16 protein-coding genes, 5 tRNA genes and 1 pseudogene are annotated in these 20,833 nt (G+C 40.3%); 10 read left to right on the top strand and 12 right to left on the bottom strand.

Going from position 1 to position 20,833, the window contains the following annotated elements; genetic code table 11:
• The first annotated feature begins 156 nt into the window (after positions 1 to 156).
• From pspF to MTF67_RS08480, 7 genes and pseudogenes are all read left to right on the top strand, one after another.
• Positions 157 to 1,221, top strand: coding sequence for a phage shock protein operon transcriptional activator (gene pspF, locus MTF67_RS08510; protein ID WP_248519267.1), 1,065 nt, complete (start codon positions 157 to 159; stop codon positions 1,219 to 1,221).
• 15 nt (positions 1,222 to 1,236) lie between these two features.
• Positions 1,237 to 2,844, top strand: a complete 1,608-nt coding sequence (locus tag MTF67_RS08505) for an ABC transporter substrate-binding protein (RefSeq protein WP_008126635.1) — start codon at positions 1,237 to 1,239, stop codon at positions 2,842 to 2,844.
• Positions 2,844 to 3,878 (top strand): ABC transporter permease, encoded by a 1,035-nt coding sequence (locus MTF67_RS08500; RefSeq protein ID WP_008126634.1) that lies wholly within the window; start codon positions 2,844 to 2,846, stop codon positions 3,876 to 3,878. The genes MTF67_RS08505 and MTF67_RS08500 overlap by 1 nt, the downstream gene beginning before the upstream one ends.
• Positions 3,865 to 4,758, top strand: coding sequence for an ABC transporter permease subunit (locus MTF67_RS08495; protein ID WP_006793652.1), 894 nt, complete (start codon positions 3,865 to 3,867; stop codon positions 4,756 to 4,758). Before MTF67_RS08500 ends, MTF67_RS08495 begins: the two co-directional genes overlap by 14 nt.
• On the top strand, positions 4,759 to 5,751 hold the full coding sequence (locus MTF67_RS08490) for an oligopeptide/dipeptide ABC transporter ATP-binding protein (protein ID WP_058429500.1): 993 nt from the start codon (positions 4,759 to 4,761) through the stop codon (positions 5,749 to 5,751).
• The gene (locus MTF67_RS08485; protein WP_138740105.1) at positions 5,751 to 6,512 is read left to right on the top strand and encodes an ATP-binding cassette domain-containing protein; all 762 of its coding nucleotides are present in this window, start codon (positions 5,751 to 5,753) and stop codon (positions 6,510 to 6,512) included. The genes MTF67_RS08490 and MTF67_RS08485 overlap by 1 nt, the downstream gene beginning before the upstream one ends.
• 73 nt (positions 6,513 to 6,585) lie before the next feature.
• Positions 6,586 to 7,066: pseudogene (locus MTF67_RS08480) on the top strand (VOC family protein).
• 104 nt (positions 7,067 to 7,170) lie between these two features.
• On the opposite strand, the gene MTF67_RS08475 reads toward MTF67_RS08480, so the two are convergent.
• The 11 genes from MTF67_RS08475 to MTF67_RS08425 form a co-directional block, all read right to left on the bottom strand.
• Entirely contained in the window at positions 7,171 to 9,072 is a 1,902-nt protein-coding gene (locus MTF67_RS08475) for a SurA N-terminal domain-containing protein (RefSeq protein ID WP_248519266.1), read from the bottom strand.
• Between the two features lie 171 nt (positions 9,073 to 9,243).
• Complete coding sequence (locus MTF67_RS08470; RefSeq protein ID WP_157849304.1) at positions 9,244 to 9,534, bottom strand: HU family DNA-binding protein; 291 nt, start codon at positions 9,532 to 9,534, stop codon at positions 9,244 to 9,246.
• Positions 9,535 to 9,726: 192 nt separating this feature from the next.
• Positions 9,727 to 12,087: an endopeptidase La gene (gene lon, locus MTF67_RS08465; protein ID WP_008126626.1), complete on the bottom strand. Its 2,361-nt coding sequence runs from the start codon at positions 12,085 to 12,087 to the stop codon at positions 9,727 to 9,729.
• Between the two features lie 149 nt (positions 12,088 to 12,236).
• The gene (clpX, locus tag MTF67_RS08460; RefSeq protein ID WP_006794855.1) at positions 12,237 to 13,520 is read right to left on the bottom strand and encodes an ATP-dependent protease ATP-binding subunit ClpX; all 1,284 of its coding nucleotides are present in this window, start codon (positions 13,518 to 13,520) and stop codon (positions 12,237 to 12,239) included.
• A 133-nt stretch (positions 13,521 to 13,653) separates the two neighbouring features.
• Positions 13,654 to 14,271, bottom strand: coding sequence for an ATP-dependent Clp endopeptidase proteolytic subunit ClpP (gene clpP / locus MTF67_RS08455; RefSeq protein ID WP_008126622.1), 618 nt, complete (start codon positions 14,269 to 14,271; stop codon positions 13,654 to 13,656).
• A gap of 165 nt (positions 14,272 to 14,436) precedes the next feature.
• Entirely contained in the window at positions 14,437 to 15,741 is a 1,305-nt protein-coding gene (gene tig, locus MTF67_RS08450; protein ID WP_008126620.1) for a trigger factor, read from the bottom strand.
• A 355-nt stretch (positions 15,742 to 16,096) separates the two neighbouring features.
• A tRNA-Pro gene (locus MTF67_RS08445) sits at positions 16,097 to 16,173 on the bottom strand.
• 70 nt (positions 16,174 to 16,243) lie between these two features.
• Positions 16,244 to 16,320 (bottom strand) — tRNA-Pro (locus MTF67_RS08440).
• Positions 16,321 to 16,333: 13 nt separating this feature from the next.
• Positions 16,334 to 16,409 (bottom strand) — tRNA-His (locus MTF67_RS08435).
• A gap of 23 nt (positions 16,410 to 16,432) precedes the next feature.
• Positions 16,433 to 16,509, bottom strand: a tRNA-Arg gene (locus MTF67_RS08430).
• Between the two features lie 58 nt (positions 16,510 to 16,567).
• Positions 16,568 to 16,644 (bottom strand) — tRNA-Pro (locus tag MTF67_RS08425).
• 347 nt (positions 16,645 to 16,991) lie between these two features.
• On the opposite strand from MTF67_RS08425, the gene folD reads away from it, so the two are divergent.
• Positions 16,992 to 17,846, top strand: a complete 855-nt coding sequence (folD, locus tag MTF67_RS08420; RefSeq protein ID WP_008127813.1) for a bifunctional methylenetetrahydrofolate dehydrogenase/methenyltetrahydrofolate cyclohydrolase FolD — start codon at positions 16,992 to 16,994, stop codon at positions 17,844 to 17,846.
• A gap of 62 nt (positions 17,847 to 17,908) precedes the next feature.
• Here the strand turns inward: folD and cysS are convergent, their stop codons facing one another.
• Positions 17,909 to 19,288 carry a cysteine--tRNA ligase gene (cysS, locus tag MTF67_RS08415; protein ID WP_248519265.1) on the bottom strand — a complete coding sequence of 460 codons (1,380 nt, stop codon included), beginning with the start codon at positions 19,286 to 19,288 and terminating at the stop codon, positions 17,909 to 17,911.
• A gap of 132 nt (positions 19,289 to 19,420) precedes the next feature.
• Between cysS and MTF67_RS08410 the strand changes: the two genes are divergently transcribed.
• Positions 19,421 to 19,912, top strand: a complete 492-nt coding sequence (locus tag MTF67_RS08410; RefSeq protein ID WP_008128620.1) for a peptidylprolyl isomerase — start codon at positions 19,421 to 19,423, stop codon at positions 19,910 to 19,912.
• 89 nt (positions 19,913 to 20,001) lie between these two features.
• Entirely contained in the window at positions 20,002 to 20,739 is a 738-nt protein-coding gene (locus tag MTF67_RS08405) for a UDP-2,3-diacylglucosamine diphosphatase (RefSeq protein ID WP_248519264.1), read from the top strand.
• The last annotated feature ends 94 nt before the right edge of the window (positions 20,740 to 20,833 follow it).

Below are 20,833 nucleotides of genomic sequence, written 5' to 3'. Positions count from 1 at the left end.
AGTCTGCTTTAACTAGTATCAATATGCTTGCCAACTTTTTAAAAACTAAAATACACTGTATTTTCATTAAGTTAAACTAAATATACAAATTACTTTAGTTATTCATAATTATGAAATACACTAACAGTTAGTAAAAATGACTAAGACTTAGGGAATATGAGCCAATATCGCCAACAAGACAATTTACTGGGCCAATCAGACAGCTTTTTATCTGTGTTGGATCAAGTATCGCAACTAGCTAATCTAGATAAGCCGGTGCTTATTATTGGCGAACGAGGCACAGGTAAAGAGCTTATAGCTGCCCGCCTGCATTTTTTATCTAAACGTTGGGATCAAAACTACGTAAAACTAAATTGTGCTGCATTGAACGAGAACCTGCTCGAAAGTGAATTGTTTGGTCATGAAAGCGGCGCATTTACAGGGGCCAGTAAACGTCACGAAGGCCGTTTTGAACGTGCTAACAGCGGTACGCTATTTTTGGATGAATTGGCAAATACATCCGCCATGGTACAAGAAAAACTCCTACGCGTTATAGAGTATGGTGAGTTTGAAAGAGTAGGCGGCAAGCAAACTGTAAAAGTAGATACTCGCCTAGTATGCGCCACCAATGAAGACTTACCATACCTTGCTGAACAAGGTGAGTTTAGAAGTGATTTACTTGATAGATTAGCATTTGATGTAATAACGCTTCCCCCATTGCGTGAACGTCAAGACGATATTATGCTGCTCGCAGAGCAATTTGCGATGAACATGGCACGCGATTTAGAGTGGGAGCTATTTAGCGGGTTTACTCGAAGCGCTACAGAAACGCTTTTATCGTATAACTGGCCTGGTAATATTCGTGAGCTTAAAAATGTGGTTGAACGTAGCTTATATCGCCACGGAAGTGAACATATTCCCGTTCACCAGATTATTTTAGACCCATTCGAAAGTCCATTTAGACCTAAAGCGCGTATTAAAGCACCAATAACCACTCAACATGTTAGTGCTGAGCCTGTTTCTGTTGCAGCGCCTGTAAACGTTTCTGAGCAAAAAGTTGAAGCCAATATTCAATTTCCTTGTAGCTTAAAAGAACGCTCAAATGAATTTGAAATAAATATGATTAACAAAGCGCTTGAGCATAGCCAATTTAATCAAAAGAAAACTGCAGAAGTCCTTGGTTTAACGTATCATCAATTACGTGGGTATCTAAAAAAATACAATTTGTTGGATCAACAATAGTTAGAGGTTATGCGTGTGCATAAATTTTTACTTGCTTTACTAGCAGGCACTTTAGTTGGCTGCTTAGATAGTGAAGAACGCGTTATTGAAGAAAAAAACCAAGGCTTGGTCTATTGCGCCGAGGCAAACCCTGTGTCGTTTAACCCACAAGTGACAACCACAGGCTCAACTATTGATATTATTGCCAATCAGCTTTATGACCGTTTAATAAGTATTGATCCGGTTACTGCTGAGTTTCAAAGCGAACTCGCAACAGATTGGAAAGTAAGTAAAGATGGTAAATCGGTCACCTTTACTCTTCGAAAAGACGTACCATTTCATACCACCGCGTACTTTACACCTAGCCGCACTTTTAACGCCGATGACGTAATTTTTACCTTTAGCCGCTTATTTGATGTGTACAACCCTTATCATTTTGTGGGTGATGCCAGTTACCCTTATTTTCAAAGTGTAGGCGTTGATCAGCTTATTCGTAAAATTGTTCGCGTGTCTGACCACCAAGTTAGATTTGAGTTGTTTAATGCTGAAAGTAGTTTTTTAGCTAACATGGCCACTGACTTCGCGGTTGTTTTATCGGCCGAGTATGCAATGAAACGTAAAGCTGCAGAGCAAGAAGAATTTTTTGATCAATACCCTGTAGGCACTGGTCCTTACATTTATCGTGAATATCGCCGTGATAATTTAGTCCGCTTTTACCGTAACCCCGATTATTGGAAACACGACGTTGCCCTTGAACAACTCGTTTACGACATTACCCCTAATGGCACAGCCCGAATCGCAAAACTCCTTACTAAAGAGTGCGACTTAGCCGCTCATCCTAGTAGTGCTCAGTTGAGTATTTTAGCCCAGCGTGAAGATATTAATATTGAAAAAGAAACCAACCTCAATGTTGGATACTGGGCTTTTAACACAGAACGCCCACCTTTTGACGACATTCGAGTTCGCAAGGCGCTTGCACATGCAATTGATACAGATAAAATAATGCAAGCGGTATATTACGGTAATGGAACACGTGCCGAATCGATGTTACCACCAACCTCATGGGCTTTTAACGCTCAAACAAGTATGCCATCATTTGACCCTGACCTTGCTAAAAAGCTACTCGCTGAAGCCGGCTTTTCTGATGGGTTTGATATGAATATTTGGGCCATGCCAGTGAGTCGTATTTATAACCCCAATGCACGTAAAATGGCTGAATTAATGCAAAGTGACTTACGCAAAGTAGGTGTTAACGTCAGTATTGTAGAATACGAGTGGAATACGTTTATTCAGCGAATTGGAGAGCACAGACACGATAGCGTGCTCCTCGGCTGGGCAGCAGATACGCCAGACCCCGATAACTTCTTTAGCCCGTTATTAAGCTGCTCAGCAACATTTAGTGGCAAAAACCCAGCCAATTGGTGCAACCCTAAATTTGATCTATTACTGGCGCAAGCACTCGATACGACAGACTTAAATATGCGAAAAAAATACTACGCAGATGTGCAGTCGCTTATCATGGATGAATTACCCTTGTTGCCCATTGCTCATGGGTTACGGTTTCAAGCAAGCAGTGCCGATGTAGACGGCATAGAGCTTGGCCCATTTGGGGCTATTTCGTTAGCCAATGCGAGGAAAAAGTAATGATCCTCGATTATATTTTACGCCGCCTTGGTTTATTACTTTTTATGTTGCTCATGCTCAGCATTTTTACATTTTCGTTGGCGTACTTATTCCCTGGTGATCCATTAAGTAATTTGAGTGGCGTTCCGAGTAATAATTTTTCTCAAAATACGCAATTAGAAGATAAATACTTTTATAACAGTAATTATTTTATGCAATACCTCGCCTTTTTAGGGCGAGTTTTTCAGGGTGATTGGGGATTATCGTTTGCCTCTGGCGACAATGTTTTTTCACATATTCTTGATTTATTACCAGCGACGTTAGAGCTTAGTGTCTATGCACTTATTGTGTCTATATTTGTTGGCGTGCCTGCAGGTATTATAGGCTCAGCGTATTACAATCGCTGGCCAGATAAGCTTATTAATTCAACCACCATTGTGGGCTATTCTATGCCTGTATTCTGGTTAGCTTTATTACTAATTATGATTTTTTCGCTCAAATTGGGGTGGTTTCCTATGTCGGGTAGAATGGGGCTTCTTTATGAAATTCCAGCAGCCAGCGGGTTTATGCTCATTGATATCATGCTTGCCGGCTTTCCGTATAAAGGAATGGCATTTGTAGATGCATTACACCACTTAACACTGCCCACAATTGTGCTTGCCACATACCCAACCACAGTGCTTGTAAGATTTACCCGCGAATCAATGTTGAAAATAATGGATCAAAATTTTATTAAAACAGCACGCGCGAAGGGATTAAACAGACGCCAATTAATCATGCATCATGCACTGCGCAATGCGCTTTTACCGGTAATTAAAAAAATTGGTTTGCAATTCAGTACACTAATAACGCTTGCTATGATCACCGAAGTTATTTTTTCGTGGCCTGGTATTGGCCGCTGGTTGATAGACAGTATTTACCAGCGCGACTTTCCTGCAATTCAGGGAGGCCTAATGGCTGTATCTTTATTTGTTATTTTAGCCACTATAACAACCGAACTTCTTTATAGTTTATTCGACCCACTCTCACGGAACCAAGCCCATGGCAAAGTTTAAGGTATTTTCTGAAGAGTCGAATAAATCGCCACTAGCGCGATTTTGGCGAAAATTTAAAAACAATCACCCTGCCCTTGTTGGTTTATGGGTGTTTTTGGCATTTGCCTTACTCGCTGCCAGCGCACCATTTTTAGCGCCTTATGGGGTAAACCAGCAGCACAGTGATGCGCTACTTATTCCACCCTCGTGGCGAGAAATGGGCGATGTGCGTTTTATTTTAGGCACTGATGATTTAGGACGCGATGTGTTGTCGCGTTTAATGAACGGCGCAACCTATACATTTGGTTTATCGGTCGTCGCTGCATTATTGACCACCATAATTGGTGTATTAGTCGGAACATTTGCTGGCATTAGTCGAGGTATGCGTTCAAGCTTTTTAAACCACTTACTTGATATCACTCTTTCAATACCGTCTTTATTATTGGCTATTATCATTATTGCAGTATTAGGCCCGGGCTTGATGAATACAGTATGGGCTATTATTTTAGCCTTACTACCGCAGTTTATTCACTCTATTAGAAACCTAATAGTAGAAGAGCTAAGCAAAGATTACATTACGGCTTTTAAGCTCGACGGCGCTTCAAATTGGCATATTATATCGCGCGGTATTTTTCCTAATATTTACGAACACATAGTGGTTATTTTTACTATGGCACTGTCTACGGCCATACTAGATATTTCTGCGTTGGGTTTTTTAAAGTTAGGCGCACAACCCCCAACCACTGAATGGGGTGCCATATTGGCAGAAAACCTTGGCCTAATTTATTTAGCACCTTGGACGGTTGCCTTACCAGGCGTATTATTATTTTTAGCGGTATTATCGACCAATTTAGTAGGCGATGGACTTAGACAAGTGCTAAAAGAGCGCAAGGCCGATTAAATGCAATTATTAGATGTTAGAAATTTAACCATTGAACTGCGCACTTCAGAAACAGTTATAAGAGCAGTTGATAGGGTCAGCTTTAGCTTAAAAGAAGGTGAAGTGCATGCGCTTGTAGGTGAGTCAGGCTCAGGTAAAAGCCTAATCGCAAAAGCAATCGTAGGTGTATTAAACGAACGCTGGAATATAACCGCTGATAGAATTCACTGGCGTGGTGTTGACCTAATGCGCCTCACTCCGGAGCAACGCAGACAAACGGTTAGTAAAGATATTGCAATGATCTACCAAGATCCTAGCCGTTGCCTTGACCCTACAGCGAAAATTTTTAATCAAATTGCTGAAACCTTACCTGAAGTCGCTCGCAAGGGATTCTTTTTAAAACGAAATCGCGAACGAAAAGACCGCGTTAAAGCACTTATCCATAAAGTTGGTATCAAAAACCATGAAGCGGTACTAGACAGCTACCCCCATGAGCTCTCAGAAGGTGTGTGCCAAAAGGTAATGATTGCAATGGCAATTGCCCGAACACCTAAGCTATTAATTGCTGATGAGCCGACTACGGCACTTGAGAGTACTACCCGTGCGCAAGTGTTTAGGTTATTAAAAAGCCTTAATCAACTCAAGAATATGTCTATTTTAATGATTTCACACGAGCTTGAAGAGATTGCTGATTGGTCTCATGGGATTCATGTTTTATATTGCGGGCAAATGGTTGAAGCAGGTCCAACTCATAAAATATTTAAGCAACCTCGCCATCCATACACCCAAGCACTTTTGAAAAGCTTGCCAGATTACGAGCAAGGCTTGGCTCATAAAGAACCGTTTTATGCGCTTAAAGGTACTATTCCTACTTTACAACATTTACCAATTGGTTGCCGACTTGGGCCACGTTGCCCACAAGCACAAAAAGAATGTGTAGTTACACCTGCTCTCACTAAACACAGTGGGCACAGCTACGCTTGTCACTTTCCGCTTATAAAGGAGGTGAAGTAATGCAGCCTACTCTCAAAGTACAAGCGCTATCTAAAACATTTGATGTGCGAGCGGGTTTATTTAAACGCAAAAAATTTGAAGTGCTAAAAAACATTTCTTTTTGTATTGGTAAAGGTGAAACCATTGCCGTAATTGGTGAAACAGGCTCAGGGAAAAGTACGTTAGCTAAGTTACTTGCCGGTGCCGATAACGCAAACGCTGGGCAAATATTACTTGAAGGCAATGTAATAGAAGATAACGGTATTCGTGATAACCAATGTCGTCACATTAGAATGATTTTCCAAGACTCAGGGGCGTCGTTAAACCCAGGTTTAACTATTGGCGACATGCTTGATGATTGCTTGCAATACAATACGGACTTTGATGAAGAAGAGCGCTCAGAAAAAATAAATACAACACTCTCTAAAGTTGGATTGCTAGTCGATCACCAACATTACTATCCACATATGTTCAGTGTTGGCCAATTGCAACGTGTGGCTTTTGCCAGAGCGCTTATTTTAGATCCTAAAGTGATGGTGCTCGATGAAGCCGTATCGTCTTTAGACCCTTCTATACGTGCCCAAATAGTAAATTTATTACTCAAGTTACAACGTGAAACGGGTTTAACTTATGTCATGATCACCCATCACCTTAGTTTAGTACGCCATATTAGTGATCAAGTCATAGTGCTAGATAAAGGCGAAGTTGTTGAGTATGGTTTAACAGAAAATGTATTTAATAACCCTCAGTCAAAAATAACGCAGCGTCTATTAAGCTGTTAATGCAATTTTTTGTTATGTAAGTGCATTTTAGAAGGTCTTGTTATTAACTTTTACTTTTTAACAAGGCCACTCCATGCTCAAAAACACACTACTTAGTATTACTCCCCTACTGATTTTATCAGCCTCTGCTATTGCCGAGCCCCCTAACAAAGTTAAAAACTGGGTTGGCGGAATCGATCATTTAGGTTTAACTGTTTCAGATTTAAATTCATCTAAAGCGTTTTTTACTGATGTGCTTGGTTTTAAAGTGCTGGGAAATGATCCAACTTATCCTGCGTACTTTTTATCTAATAAAAACAACCATTACATTGTGGCGAATTAAGAATAATGAAAAACGTGTAGAGTTTAATCGAGCAGAAAATGTGGGCCTACACCATTTAGCACTCAGTGTTGAGAGTATTGAAAAGTTAAGCAAGCTGCATAAGCACTTAAAAATGCAAAATAATATTACTATAGAATTTGCACCAGAGAATTTAGGTAAAGGCCCTACGCAGCACATGATGATAAAAGAGCCTAGCGGTAACCCTATTGAATTTATTGCAAGGCCTATCTAGCGCCCTAAAATGATTGGTATTATTACGCAGTGGTATAAACACACTCGAATTAAAACAATAAAAAAGGCGCTCATAAGCGCCTTTTTTTAATAACCAAAATTAACTTATTCAGCAGCTTGTTCAACTACTGGTAAATTAAGTTCAGCTTTAGCTTTAAGCGACTCTATGAAAACCATATAGTTTTTGTTTGCTTGAGCCATTGTAATGCTTTGTTTAGCTTGTGGGTCAATATCAGCGGTTACTGTAGCATCTGTCACTGAGTTAAGTGCAACAATCGCTGCATCACCGTTATTTAAGTCAACAACATCTACCACTGCAGTGTCTGCTGGGTGAGCCATTTTAAATGCCTGAGTAACAATCGCTGGCGAGACAGCAAAACTTTGACGATTTAGTTGTGACTCTTGACGAAGCGTTAAGTCTTGCTCAGTTGCAATATCATTCAAACTTTTACCTGCTTGAATTTCAGCAAACAAACTACGCGCTTTATCTTTGGCAAGCTCAGAGGTCTTATCATTTACCAAGCGTGTTTTGATCTGTTCACTTACATCACTTAATGGTTTAGTTGACGCTGGCTGATGCTCGTTAATACGCACGATAACAATGTGCTCATCGCCCAACTCAATAACTTCAGAGTTAACTTTGTCTTCAAGTAAGTCAACAGATGTGAGTGCAGTAATAACAGCCGGTGTATTTAACGGCTCAGGTAAAGCGTTCAATGCTAAAAGAGGGGTTGACTGAACTTCTAGTTCAGCAACTTCTGCAGCATCATCTAAACGATCTGAAATTTCAAACGCAATTGCACCCATTTCGGTTTGCTTATCGTAGAATGCATCAATTTTTTCAGCACGCTCTAACTCAGCACGTAAGTCCGCTTTTACATCATCAAATGGTTTAACTTGTTGTGGCTGAATATCAGTCAGTTTAATGATGTGATAACCGAACTCTGACGCAACCACTTCTGAAAAATCACCTTTCGCTTCAAGTGAAAATGCTGCATCTTCAAATGCAGGATCCATTACATCACGTTCAATCCAATCAAGGTCACCGCCCATCTCTGCGCTAACGATATCATCAGATGAAGACTCTGCGAGTTCAGCAAAGTCTGCACCTTGTTGAAGCTCAGCATAAAGCGCATCGACTTTAGCTTTAGCTGCATCATCGTCTTCACTATTATCTATTAATATGTGTGACACACGGCGTTTTTCAGGCTCAACATATTGCGCCTTATTTTGCTCATAAGACGCTTTCACATCTTCTTCAGTCACTGAACCAACAACAATATTTTCAGCTTTCAATTCGACATAGTTCACCGAGATAAGTTCTGGTGATAAAAACTGCGATGCATTTAGGTCATAGTAATCTGAAACTTCTTGCTCTGATACTTCAACATTATCTGCAAGTGACTCTTTATTAATTACTAAGTAATCAATGCTACGAGTTTGTTGTTGAAGAGCAATAGCACTTTTAAGCTCGCTTTCAAGCGCAAAGTCTGTGCCTGCAACTGCTGATACTAACTGACTGCGTGTCATGTCTTCGCGAAGGTATTCACGAAAAGTATCTGGTTGGAAGTTCATTTGACGAATTACTTGTAAATAACGATCGTTATTAAATTTATCGCCAAGTTGGAAGTAAGGCAATTCTAAAATTGTTTTACGAACTGTATCATCGCTCACGCGAAGGCCTAATTCTGCCGCTAACTGTGATTGCAATTCTTGTTGTACTAAGCGGTCAATTACACCTTGACGAATTTGTGCCATATAATTTGGATCTGCAGCAATTTGTGTAAAGTACTCACCAAATTGTTGCTCTAAACGATTACGTTCGTTTTGGTACGCGCGGTTAAATTCCGTTTGGCTAATTTTAACTCCGTTTACTTCAGCAACAGGTTGTTCCGTGGTTTGACCTAGGTAACTACCGATCCCTGCTAAAGCAAAAGATAAAATCACCGCGCCTAAAATTATTTTGGCTACAGGTCCTTGCGAACCTTCTCTGATTTTCTCAAGCATTTGTTTATCTCTTTTTGATCAAGGCTCAATACCTTGTCACATGTAAAAAAAGCGTATCTTACCAGATACGCTTTTTCACTTGAAGTAACTAGCGGTAAAGTTACTCAATTCAACTGTTAGGCTGATTAAGTAACTTTACTTTCGCCATAACTAATCTGTTTAAACTATTGATTAGTTTACTGCGTCTTTAAGCGCTTTACCGGCTTTGAAAGCTGGAATGTTTGCAGCAGCGATTTGAATAGTTTCACCAGTTTGTGGGTTACGGCCAGCTCGTGCAGCACGTTCACGTACTGAGAAAGTACCAAAACCAACAAGTGCAACTGAGTCGCCATCTTTAAGCGCGCCAGATACAGATTCGATGAATGAATCAAGTGCACGACCTGCAGCCGCTTTAGAAATGTCAGCATCAGCTGCGATTTGATCGATTAATTGAGATTTATTCACAATATCATCCTCTTTCATTGTTATTATCAAGAGCGATGGTTTTTTAAACTAACATCACTTTTTTGAAAATTTTAGAGCAAACTTGTAATGCTCACATGATTATATTTTTCTTGAGCCTAGGCCACATAAGGCCTAGGCTTGAAAACCAGTGCTTAACTTATCATACCGTTTAGATTTGAAAAGCCCTAAAAAGCACTTTTTTTACGTTTTTTACTGCTTTTTCTCTGTTTCGACTGAAAAACTCTCAACAGGATGTACCAAAGCAAGTTTTAACACCTCATCAATCCATGTCACTGGGTGAATATCAAGACCTGCCAGTACGTTATCTGGGATCTCTTTTAAGTCACGTTCGTTAATTTTTGGAATAATAACGGTTTTTATTCCACCACGGTGCGCAGCTAGTAACTTCTCTTTTAAGCCACCAATAGGCAGAACTTCACCACGAAGCGTTATTTCGCCAGTCATAGCAACATCAGCTTTAACTGGGTTACCTGTTAAACTCGACACCAGACCAGTCACCATGGCTGCACCAGCACTTGGGCCATCTTTTGGTGTTGCACCTTCAGGAACGTGAACATGAATGTCACGCTTTTCATAAAAATCACTGTTAATGCGAAAAGTATCAGCACGATTACGCACAACGGTCATTGCTGCTTGAATCGACTCTTGCATTACATCGCCAAGTGAACCGGTGTAGGTCAATTTACCTTTTCCTGGCACGGCTGCACATTCGATTGTCAGTAAATCACCACCAACCTCAGTCCATGCTAGACCTGTAACTTGACCAATTCGATCACCATCTTCTGCTTTACCATAGTCAAAACGTTGAACGCCTAAGTACTCTTCTAAATTATCTTGATTAATAGTCACCGTTTTAGTGTCTTTTTCAATCAGAATATTTTTAACAGCTTTGCGGCACAACTTAGAAATTTCTCGCTCTAAATTACGGACACCCGCTTCACGTGTGTAATAGCGAATAATGCCGATAATTGCACTATCGTCTATTTCAATCTCGTTGTCTTTTAAGCCATTACGCTTTACTTGCTTAGTGATCAGGTGCTCTTTTGCAATATTAAGCTTTTCGTCTTCTGTATATCCTGACAAACGAATAACTTCCATACGGTCTAAAAGAGGACCAGGGATGTTAAAACTATTCGAAGTAGCGACAAACATAACATCCGATAAATCAAAATCTACTTCAAGATAATGATCGGCAAAATGGCTGTTTTGCTCAGGATCCAGTACTTCTAACAATGCTGAAGCTGGGTCGCCGCGCATATCTGAAGACATTTTGTCGATTTCATCTAATAAAAATAGTGGGTTTTTGACCCCTACTTTTGTCATATTTTGAATTAGCTTACCAGGCATAGAACCAATATACGTTCTACGATGGCCTCGGATTTCGGCTTCATCACGAACACCGCCTAACGCCATACGAATATACTTACGGCCAGTAGAACGGGCAATCGACTGACCAAGTGATGTTTTACCGACACCTGGAGGTCCTACAAGGCACAGAATTGGCCCTTTAAGCTTGTTAGTACGCTGTTGTACCGCTAGGTACTCTAAAATACGTTCTTTTACTTTATCAAGGCCATGATGCTCACTGTCTAATATTTTTTGTGCACCAGCTAAATCTTTTTTAACTTTTGAACGTTTTTTCCATGGCACGTTAATTAATGTATCGATGTAAGAACGCACAACCGTTGCCTCAGCGGACATTGGCGACATCATCTTAAGTTTATTAAGTTCTGTCGTGGCTTTTTCTTGTGCTTCTGATGACATGCCCGACTCTTCAATACGCTTTTTGAGCGCTTCAAACTCATCAGGAACATCATCAAGTTCACCAAGCTCTTTTTGAATGGCTTTCATTTGCTCGTTGAGGTAATACTCGCGCTGAGATTTTTCCATCTGCTTTTTAACGCGGGTACGAATTTTCTTCTCAACCTGCAATAAGTCGATTTCACCTTCCATTAGGGCCATTAGGTATTCTAAACGCTCTGTCACGCTTGAAATTTCTAGCACTTTTTGTTTTTCAGGTACTTTTAAAGGCATATGCGCAGCCATTGTGTCTGCAAGTCGCGCTGGTTCATCAATACCTGATACCGAAGTGAGCACTTCTGGTGGAATTTTTTTATTGAGCTTTACATAGCCTTCAAATTGGCTAATTGCGCTTCGAATAAATACATCTTGCTCTTGTTCATCAATTAAATCTGATTCAATAAATTGAGCATCGGCAACAAAAAACTCGTCGTTATCAACAAAGTCTTTGATTTCAGCGCGCTGTGTGCCTTCTACCAATACTTTTACTGTCCCGTCAGGGAGTTTTAATAATTGAAGTACAGTTGCAATAGTACCAATGCGATAAATATCATCTTGCTCTGGTTCGTCTACAGTTGCATCTTTTTGTGCAACCAAGAAAATTTGTTTGTCTTTATCCATTGCCGCTTCAAGGCATTTTATTGATTTTTCACGGCCTACAAAAAGCGGGATCACCATGTGTGGGTACACCACAACATCGCGCAGTGCTAGCACTGGGATTTCGACTTGGTCGGTTCTCTCAAGCGTCATTATATTTCTCTTCGCACTTCATTTATTTAAAAGATTACTCAAGTATATGGGGATAACCACATTAAAGTTCAACAATTTTCCCCGACTCGTTTAAATTAATTATAAAAAAAGGAGCCCTAGGCTCCTTTTTAATGCAAATAGCTTAAAAACTATTCAGATGCTGCTTTATCTTGATTATTATTTTCATATATCAAGATTGGATCAGACTCACCTTTAATTACCGTTTCGTCAATAACTACTTTGCTGACATCATCCATAGATGGAAGTTCGTACATGGTATCTAGTAAAATACCTTCTACGATAGAGCGAAGGCCACGTGCACCGGTTTTACGAACCATTGCTTTGTGAGCGATAGCAGATAAAGCATCATCACGGAACTCAAGCTCTACATCTTCCATACCAAACAACACTGAGAACTGTTTAGTAATCGCGTTTTTAGGCTCACTTAGAATCTGTACGAGTGCAGCTTCATCTAACTCTGTGAGTGTAGCAACTACAGGTAAACGGCCAATAAATTCAGGTATTAAACCGTATTTCACTAAGTCTTCGGGCTCTACGTCTTTAAACGTTTCGCTTAAAGAACGCGTTTCTGCAGACTCTTTAACACTAACGCCAAAACCAATGCCAGTATTTTTATGGCTACGTTGCTCAATGACTTTATCAAGCCCTGAAAACGCACCACCACAAATAAACAAGATTTTAGACGTATCTACTTGTAAAAATTCTTGCTGTGGGTGTTTGCGTCCACCTTGAGGAGGCACAGAAGCAATCGTACCCTCAATCAGCTTAAGTAATGCTTGTTGCACACCTTCACCCGACACATCGCGCGTGATTGATGGGTTATCTGATTTGCGAGAAATTTTGTCTATTTCATCAATGTATACAATGCCACGCTGTGCTTTTTCCACATCGTAGTCGCATTTTTGCAATAGTTTTTGGATGATATTTTCTACATCCTCGCCCACGTAACCGGCTTCGGTAAGTGTCGTTGCATCAGCCATTGTAAACGGTACGTCAAGTAAACGAGCCAGCGTCTCTGCTAGTAATGTTTTACCACTACCAGTCGGACCTATTAGCAAAATATTACTTTTGCTAAGCTCAATATCTTGCTTGGTTGATTGATTACGAAGACGTTTGTAATGGTTGTAAACAGCAACAGACAATACTTTTTTCGCATGGTCTTGGCCGATAACGTAGTCGTCTAGGTGTTTTCGAATTTCTTTTGGAACAGGTAGTTTATCAGACGAGTCATGCTTAGGAGCAATATCTTTGATCTCTTCCCTGATAATATCGTTACACAACTCTACACATTCATCACAAACGTATACTGAAGGGCCTGCAATTAATTTGCGTACTTCGTGCTGGCTCTTGCCACAAAAAGAGCAGTATAACAATTTATTACTTTTGTCGCCGTCTGTAGGAGTGTCAGACATTCAGCTACCTCATCTTATTACGTTGGCCACCAAGATTTATGGTGGCTATTTCAATACGCTTAACTATAACAAAATTTATTGTTTTTCGCATAGTAACTAAAAGTGATTAACAGGTCCCCTGCTCACCAAGCGCTTACTTTTTATCGCGATTTGCAAATACTGAGTCAACTAAGCCGTACTCTACAGCTTCTGAAGCGCTCATGAAGTTGTCACGATCAGTATCTTTTGAAATCACATCTAACGGCTGACCCGTGTGTTCTGCCATTAAGCGATTTAGCTTATCTTTAATAGATAGTATTTCTTTGGCGTGTATTTCAAAGTCAGACGCCTGACCTTGGAAACCACCTAAAGGTTGGTGGATCATTACACGTGAGTTAGGTAAACAAAAACGTTTACCTTTAGCACCAGCGGTAAGCAAAAATGCCCCCATGCTCGCTGCTTGTCCTACACAAATAGTACTCACATCAGGTTTGATAAAGTTCATTGTGTCGTAAATTGCCATACCAGCAGTTACTGAGCCACCCGGTGAATTTATGTATAAGAAAATATCTTTATCAGGGTTCTCTGATTCTAAAAATAGCATTTGCGCTAAAATTAGGTTTGCCATGTTGTCTTCAACTTGGCCTGTTAAAAAAATAATACGCTCTTTTAAAAGTCGCGAATAAATATCATACGAGCGCTCACCTTTTGGTGTTTGCTCAACAACCATAGGGACCAATGCATTTAGGGGATCTGTAATACCAGTATTCATACTTATTTAATTCCTTATGCGCTTATACTTATCCTTATTATAAGGAAGCATAGTTATCGTTTTTCGCAAATTAAGAGCCAAAAACTAAAAATGGCCCGGGCACGCTGTTTAAACAGTGTAACACGAGCCATTTAATCGTTAGCGAGAGCTTAAGTCAATGACTTATTAAGCACCTTGCTGCGGATTCATGATGTCATCAAATGCTTTTTCAACGTCTGAAACATTTGCTTTAGCTAAAATAGCTTCAACAGCTTGCTCTTCCATTGCAACATTACGCATTTGTTGCATAAGTTGATCATTTGCTTTGTAGTATTCTACTACTTCAGTTGGATCTTCGTATGCAGAAGCCACTGTTGCAATTAATGCTTCAACTTTAGCATCATCAACTTTAATGTCGTTAGCTTTGATTACTTCGCCTAATAAAAGACCAGTCTTAACGCGTGTTACAGCTTGCTCATGGAACAATTCAGCTGGAAGCTCAGGCATGTTTTTAGCGTCGCCGCCAAAACGTTGAGCTGCTTGCTGACGTAGTGCGTCAACTTCTTGATCAACAAGTGCTTTTGGCACTTCAATTTCGTTGTTTTCTAAAAGACCTTTGATTGCTTGGTCTTTAACGTTAGCTTTAACCGCTTGGTCAAGTTCACGCGTCATGTTCTTTTTAACTTCTTCTTTAAGCGCGTCTACGCCGCCTTCGGTAACACCGAATTTAGTTGCAAACTCTTCGCTTAATTCAGGAAGCTCTTGCGCTTCTACTTTTTTCACTGTGATAGTGAATTGAGCTGCTTTACCTTTAAGGTTTTCAGCATGGTAATCTTCAGGGAATGTTACATCTGCAACAACTTCTTCGCCTGCTTTTTTACCAACGATGTTATCTTCAAAACCTGGGATCATACGACCTTGACCAAGCTCTAATGGGAAGTCATCAGCTTTACCGCCTTCAAATACTTCACCGTCGATAGTACCTACGAAATCAACTGTTACACGGTCACTTTCGCCGGCAGCTGTATCAACTTCAGCCCATTCTGCGTGTTGCTTACGAAGAGTTTCTAGCATGTTTGCTAAGTCTTCGTCAGTTACTGTTACCGCTGGTTTTTCAACAGCAATTTTGTCTAAACCTTGAACTTCAACTTCAGGGTAAACTTCAAATGTAGCTGAGAATTCTAAATCTTTACCTGCTTCAAGTGATTTAGGAGCGAATGAAGGCGCGCCAGCAGGGTTAATTTTTTCAGCAACTATTGCTTCAATGTAGTTACGTTGCATTACTTCGCCAGCAACTTCTTGACGAACTGCAGCGCCAAAACGCTTGTTAATTACAGATACAGGTACCTTACCAGCACGGAAACCATCTATACGCTGTGTTTTTGACAGTTGTTGTAGGCGTTTTTTTACTTCGGTCTCAACGTTCTCTGCAGGAACGGTGATAGTTATACGGCGCTCAAGGCCTTGGGTCGTCTCAACAGAAACTTGCATGATTTACCTCAATATTCAATTTTGGCGACTGTTCGCCTTCCTTACAAACAAAGTGATCTGCATGAGTCTTGATAAAGTTTAAGCGATTTTTCACACTTAAAAGCATCCGTCGCTACCATGAGATACCATTGCTGCTTTGCCCTTAGGGCACTATGTTAAACAATAGACGCGGCATTATAACCTAATATTTATGATAGTCGAGTATGGGGGGCAATTATTTGGGATAGATTGGGTACTACAGCACCTAACCGAGTAAAAAACAGGCTAACCGTTGTTTTCAGAGGTTTAAGTGAGTTTTATTTATAGCAATAGAAAAATAGAATAAAAAAATACAGAGGAGTTATAAATAAGAAAATGGTCGGCGATGCAGGATTTGAACCTGCGACCCCTTGGACCCAAACCAAGTGCGCTACCAAACTGCGCTAATCGCCGACATTGAAGGCTAAGCTTCTTTTTTCATACTGAACAATTAAACAGAGCGTTTAAAACCACCTTGAGAAAGTGGTCGGCGATGCAGGATTTGAACCTGCGACCCCTTGGACCCAAACCAAGTGCGCTACCAAACTGCGCTAATCGCCGATATTCTTGTAAATGGGGTGACTGATGGGGCTCGAACCCACGACAACCGGAATCACAATCCGGGGCTCTACCAACTGAGCTACAATCACCGCTATATTTACATGTTTTCAAATGGCGCACCCAGAAGGATTCGAACCTTCGACCGACGCCTTAGAAGGGCGTTGCTCTATCCAGCTGAGCTATGGGCGCATCGAAAACTTCATAGTTTACCAATAAGCTATTCGATTATAATTAAATTATAAAAAAATGGTCGGCGATGCAGGATTTGAACCTGCGACCCCTTGGACCCAAACCAAGTGCGCTACCAAACTGCGCTAATCGCCGTTACTTACTATTCTCTACGAGTGACCTCGTTGACAACGGGGTGCATAATAGTGATTTGACGGGGTTAGGTCAAACGTTTTTTTAAGAAAACAAATCAAGTGGTCATTTTTAGCCCACAATGGCTAAATATTATAATAGAAGACTGAAATTTAAACTATTTAATTACTCTAGTACTATATAGATGAAAAGCAACTTGGCGCTGCAATGCTTTTCTGCGAAAATGGCTTGGTAATATTAAATGAAAAAATAAAGTTATTATTCTCTTTATAAGCATATGCCCCTTTTTATTATGCGTTCATTTTTAAAGTATCGGTATCTAGTTAATTAACCCCAATTAAAGGTCAACCATGACGGCAAACATCATTGATGGTAAAGCAATCGCAAAACAAGTACGTAGTACAGTTGCACAACGCGTAAGCGAACGCGTTTCTAAAGGATTACGCGCCCCCGGACTTGCAGTAGTCCTCGTAGGACTTGATCCAGCAAGCCAAGTTTATGTTGGTTCAAAGCGTAAAGCCTGTGAAGAAGTTGGTTTTATTTCAAAATCATTTGATTTACCTGCAGACACAAAAGAAGATGCTCTTTTAAGTTTAATTGATGAGCTAAATAATGATGCAGAAGTAGATGGCATTTTGGTGCAGTTACCTTTACCTGATGGACTCGATGCAGAGAAAATTTTAGAACGCATTACACCACACAAAGACGTTGATGGCTTTCACCCTTACAATATAGGTCGTTTAGCACAGCGTATGCCTGCGCTTCGTCCTTGTACGCCAAAAGGGATTATAACTTTACTCGATTCTACCGGTGTTCGTTATAAAGGCATGCATGCGGTTGTGGTTGGCGCATCAAATATTGTGGGCCGCCCTATGTCGTTAGAGCTATTACTGGCCGGTTGTACGACTACTGTGTGCCATAAGTTTACACAAGATTTAGAAACTCATGTGCGACGCGCAGACCTTTTGGTTGTAGCTGTGGGCAAACCTGAATTTATCCCTGGAGATTGGGTAAAAGAAGGCGCCATTGTTATTGATGTAGGTATAAACCGTTTAGATACAGGTAAATTGGTAGGTGACGTTGAGTACAGCATTGCAGAGCAAAAAGCTCACTTTATTACTCCTGTTCCTGGCGGGGTTGGCCCAATGACCGTGGCCAGCTTAATTGAAAATACATTAGAAGCATGCGAAAAATATCATAGCTGAATGTAATTCAAATAAAAAAGGGTTGCCATTCGGCAACCCTTTTTTATTGCAAGCGAGTAGTATTAAGCCTTACGCCACGTTGTTTTACCGGCTGAATCTTCAAGTATTACACCTAAAGCATTAAGTGCATCACGGGCTTCATCAGCCACAGCCCAATTTTTACTAGCACGAGCATCATTACGTTTAACAATTAACGCTTCGATTGTGGCAACCTCATTATCGTCTTGTCCACCTTGTAAAAACGCTTCTGGAGCTTGTTGTGCAACGCCTAGTACTTCGCCTATAGTACGTAATATAAACGCAAGTTGACCCGCCTGTGTTGCATCGCTTTCTTTTACGCGGTTTAGCTCTTTTGCCAGCTCAAATAAAACAGGTAAAGCCTCTGGAGTATTAAAATCATCATCCATTGCTTTTCTAAATTTAATAACGAACTCGTTACTCTCAAGCTCACACTCGATAGGTTTAACGTCACGTAAAGCAGTATAAATACGCTCAAGCGATGAACGCGCTTGGTCTAAGTTTTCTTGCGAGTAATTAAGTTGGCTGCGGTAATGACCTGATATTAAAAAGTAACGAACCGACTCAGGGTCGTACTCTTTTAGCACATCGCGAACAGTAAAAAAATTATCTAACGATTTAGACATTTTTTCTTTATTTACTTGTACCATGCCGGTGTGGATCCACGTATTTACATACTCACCATTATTGGCACAGCATGACTGCGCAATTTCATTTTCATGGTGCGGAAACTGTAAATCAGAACCCCCACCATGAATATCAAAATGTTCACCTAAATGCTTTGAGCTCATAGCGGAACATTCAATGTGCCAACCTGGGCGCCCTTCTCCCCATGGAGATGACCATGAAGGCTCGCCGGCTTTGGCTTTTTTCCATAAAACGAAGTCCAATGGGTCGTCTTTATCTTGCGCAACTTCCACACGCGAGCCTGACTGCAACATTGTTAAATCTTGTTGAGAGAGCGCGCCGTATTGCTCAAACGTTGATACATCAAATAACACGTCACCATCAGCTGCAACATACGCATGCCCTTTAGCTATTAGACGCTCAACCATTTCAATAATTTCATCCATGTGTCCTGTCACTGTCGGTTCTACATCCGGGCGTAACATGTTTAGGCTATCGAAATCTTCATGCATGGCTTTGGTCATGCGCAGCGTTAAATCGTTTATTGACTCTTTATTTTCATTTGCACGTTTAATAATTTTGTCGTCAACGTCGGTAATATTACGCACATATTTTAAATTGTAACCAATATGACGAAGGTAGCGAACAATGACGTCAAAGCCAACAAATGTACGCGCATGACCGATATGACAGTAATCGTAAATGGTGATACCACACACATACATGTCGATTTTACCATCGACCATAGGTTTAAATTGTTCTTTTTGTCGCGTGAGTGTGTTGTATATTTGTACCATTTAGTTGGTGTCCTTCACTATTATCAAGAAAATGTATGTTACCACTTGAAAAGCATGGGCTCTAGCGCTTTGTTAATCTTAGCTAACTAAGATAAAATAGTACGACTATTTAAACCAGATATAGGAAAGCTCATGGTTGTTCTACACACAAACTTTGGTGACATCACCATTAAAATGTTTGAGCAAGAAGCTCCAAACACAGTAAAAAACTTTTTAGAGTATGCAAACGCAGGTTTTTACAACGGTACAATTTTTCACCGTGTAATTGATGGCTTTATGGTTCAAGGTGGTGGCTTTGTTTCAGGTATGGAACAAAAAGACGTTAACGACCCTATTCAAAACGAAGCTAACAACGGCCTATCTAATAAAGTAGGTACTTTAGCTATGGCACGCACGCCAGATCCACACTCTGCTACAGCACAGTTTTTTATTAACGTTAACAACAACGATTTTTTAAACCACAGCAGCGAAACATCTCAAGGCTGGGGTTACTGTGTGTTTGCTGAAGTAGTTGAAGGCATGGATATTGTAGAAAAAATTAAAGGTGTAGCTACAGGGAGTAATGGCTTTCACCAAGACGTGCCTCTTGAAGACGTGATCATCGAAAGCGTTACTGTTAACTAATAGTTCGCTTACCCACATAACGTGGAGTATCAGCGGGTGTCATTGCAACATGCATGCGCCCGCTTTATTTTTATCGAAAAGATATCCCTATGACTCAAAAAACGTATTTTATTGCTGATTTACATTTAACTGAAAATAGGCCTGATATTAGCGCTGCTTTTTTTAATTTTTTAGAATCTAACATTTTGAATCAAGACGTTGATGCGCTTTACATTTTAGGTGACTTTTTTGAAGTATGGGTAGGTGATGATTACGTCACTGAACTTGCGCTCAGTGTAGCTAAAAAGCTTAAAGCAGTAAGTGATTCAGGTATTCCCGTCTATTTTATCCATGGTAACCGCGACTTTATCCTGCGAGAGCACTATGCAAATTTAGCAGGTATGACACTGTTAGATGAGCAAACTGTTATAGACCTTTACGGCACCCCCACTGTTATTTTACATGGGGATGAAATGTGTACCCAAGATATTGAGTATCAAAAATTTCGTAAAAAAAGCCGCGGTTGGTGGTGGCCAAAATTAATGCTTGCCATGCCATTATGGTACCGAAAAAAAATAGCTCGCAATGCCCGTGAAAAAAGTAAGCTTAGCCAAGCAGATAAACCGATAGAAATTTTAGATGTTGTTGATGATGCTGTCCTTTCGACATTTACGAAGCACAAAGTTGTTAACATGATCCATGGTCATACGCATCGACCAAATATTCATACATACTCACTAAATGGACAAACGCTTAAACGCACTGTTTTAGGGGACTGGTATGAACAAGGCTCCTACTTAATTGTTACACCTCAAGAACAAAGGCTAATAAACACACCATTTAAATGAGCTATATAAAGCCATTTTTAGAGCCTCAATCCCTAAGTGTAGTCCCTTTAAGGACCTATATAGCATTTAAATAATACGTTAAAAATTAAATGTG

This window comes from Pseudoalteromonas sp. 2CM32C (assembly GCF_023161925.1).
Lineage (GTDB): Bacteria > Pseudomonadota > Gammaproteobacteria > Enterobacterales > Alteromonadaceae > Pseudoalteromonas > Pseudoalteromonas marina.
Note: the sequence above shows the minus strand (reverse complement) of the source record. Positions and strands in the feature narration are given on the sequence as shown.

Bases quoted from the DNA above. Each gene is read 5' to 3' on its own strand.
- MTF67_RS08405 (WP_248519264.1), top strand. From the start codon at position 20,002: ATGACTCAAAAAACGTATTTTATTGCTGATTTACATTTAACTGAAAAT.
- tig (WP_008126620.1), bottom strand. From the start codon at position 15,741: ATGCAAGTTTCTGTTGAGACGACCCAAGGCCTTGAGCGCCGTATAACT.
- folD (WP_008127813.1), top strand. From the start codon at position 16,992: ATGACGGCAAACATCATTGATGGTAAAGCAATCGCAAAACAAGTACGT.
- pspF (WP_248519267.1), top strand. From the start codon at position 157: ATGAGCCAATATCGCCAACAAGACAATTTACTGGGCCAATCAGACAGC.
- MTF67_RS08485 (WP_138740105.1), top strand. From the start codon at position 5,751: ATGCAGCCTACTCTCAAAGTACAAGCGCTATCTAAAACATTTGATGTG.
- MTF67_RS08490 (WP_058429500.1), top strand. From the start codon at position 4,759: ATGCAATTATTAGATGTTAGAAATTTAACCATTGAACTGCGCACTTCA.
- MTF67_RS08410 (WP_008128620.1), top strand. From the start codon at position 19,421: ATGGTTGTTCTACACACAAACTTTGGTGACATCACCATTAAAATGTTT.
- clpX (WP_006794855.1), bottom strand. From the start codon at position 13,520: ATGTCTGACACTCCTACAGACGGCGACAAAAGTAATAAATTGTTATAC.
- cysS (WP_248519265.1), bottom strand. From the start codon at position 19,288: ATGGTACAAATATACAACACACTCACGCGACAAAAAGAACAATTTAAA.
- MTF67_RS08495 (WP_006793652.1), top strand. From the start codon at position 3,865: ATGGCAAAGTTTAAGGTATTTTCTGAAGAGTCGAATAAATCGCCACTA.
- MTF67_RS08475 (WP_248519266.1), bottom strand. From the start codon at position 9,072: ATGCTTGAGAAAATCAGAGAAGGTTCGCAAGGACCTGTAGCCAAAATA.
- clpP (WP_008126622.1), bottom strand. From the start codon at position 14,271: ATGAATACTGGTATTACAGATCCCCTAAATGCATTGGTCCCTATGGTT.
- MTF67_RS08470 (WP_157849304.1), bottom strand. From the start codon at position 9,534: ATGAAAGAGGATGATATTGTGAATAAATCTCAATTAATCGATCAAATC.
- MTF67_RS08500 (WP_008126634.1), top strand. From the start codon at position 2,844: ATGATCCTCGATTATATTTTACGCCGCCTTGGTTTATTACTTTTTATG.
- lon (WP_008126626.1), bottom strand. From the start codon at position 12,087: ATGACGCTTGAGAGAACCGACCAAGTCGAAATCCCAGTGCTAGCACTG.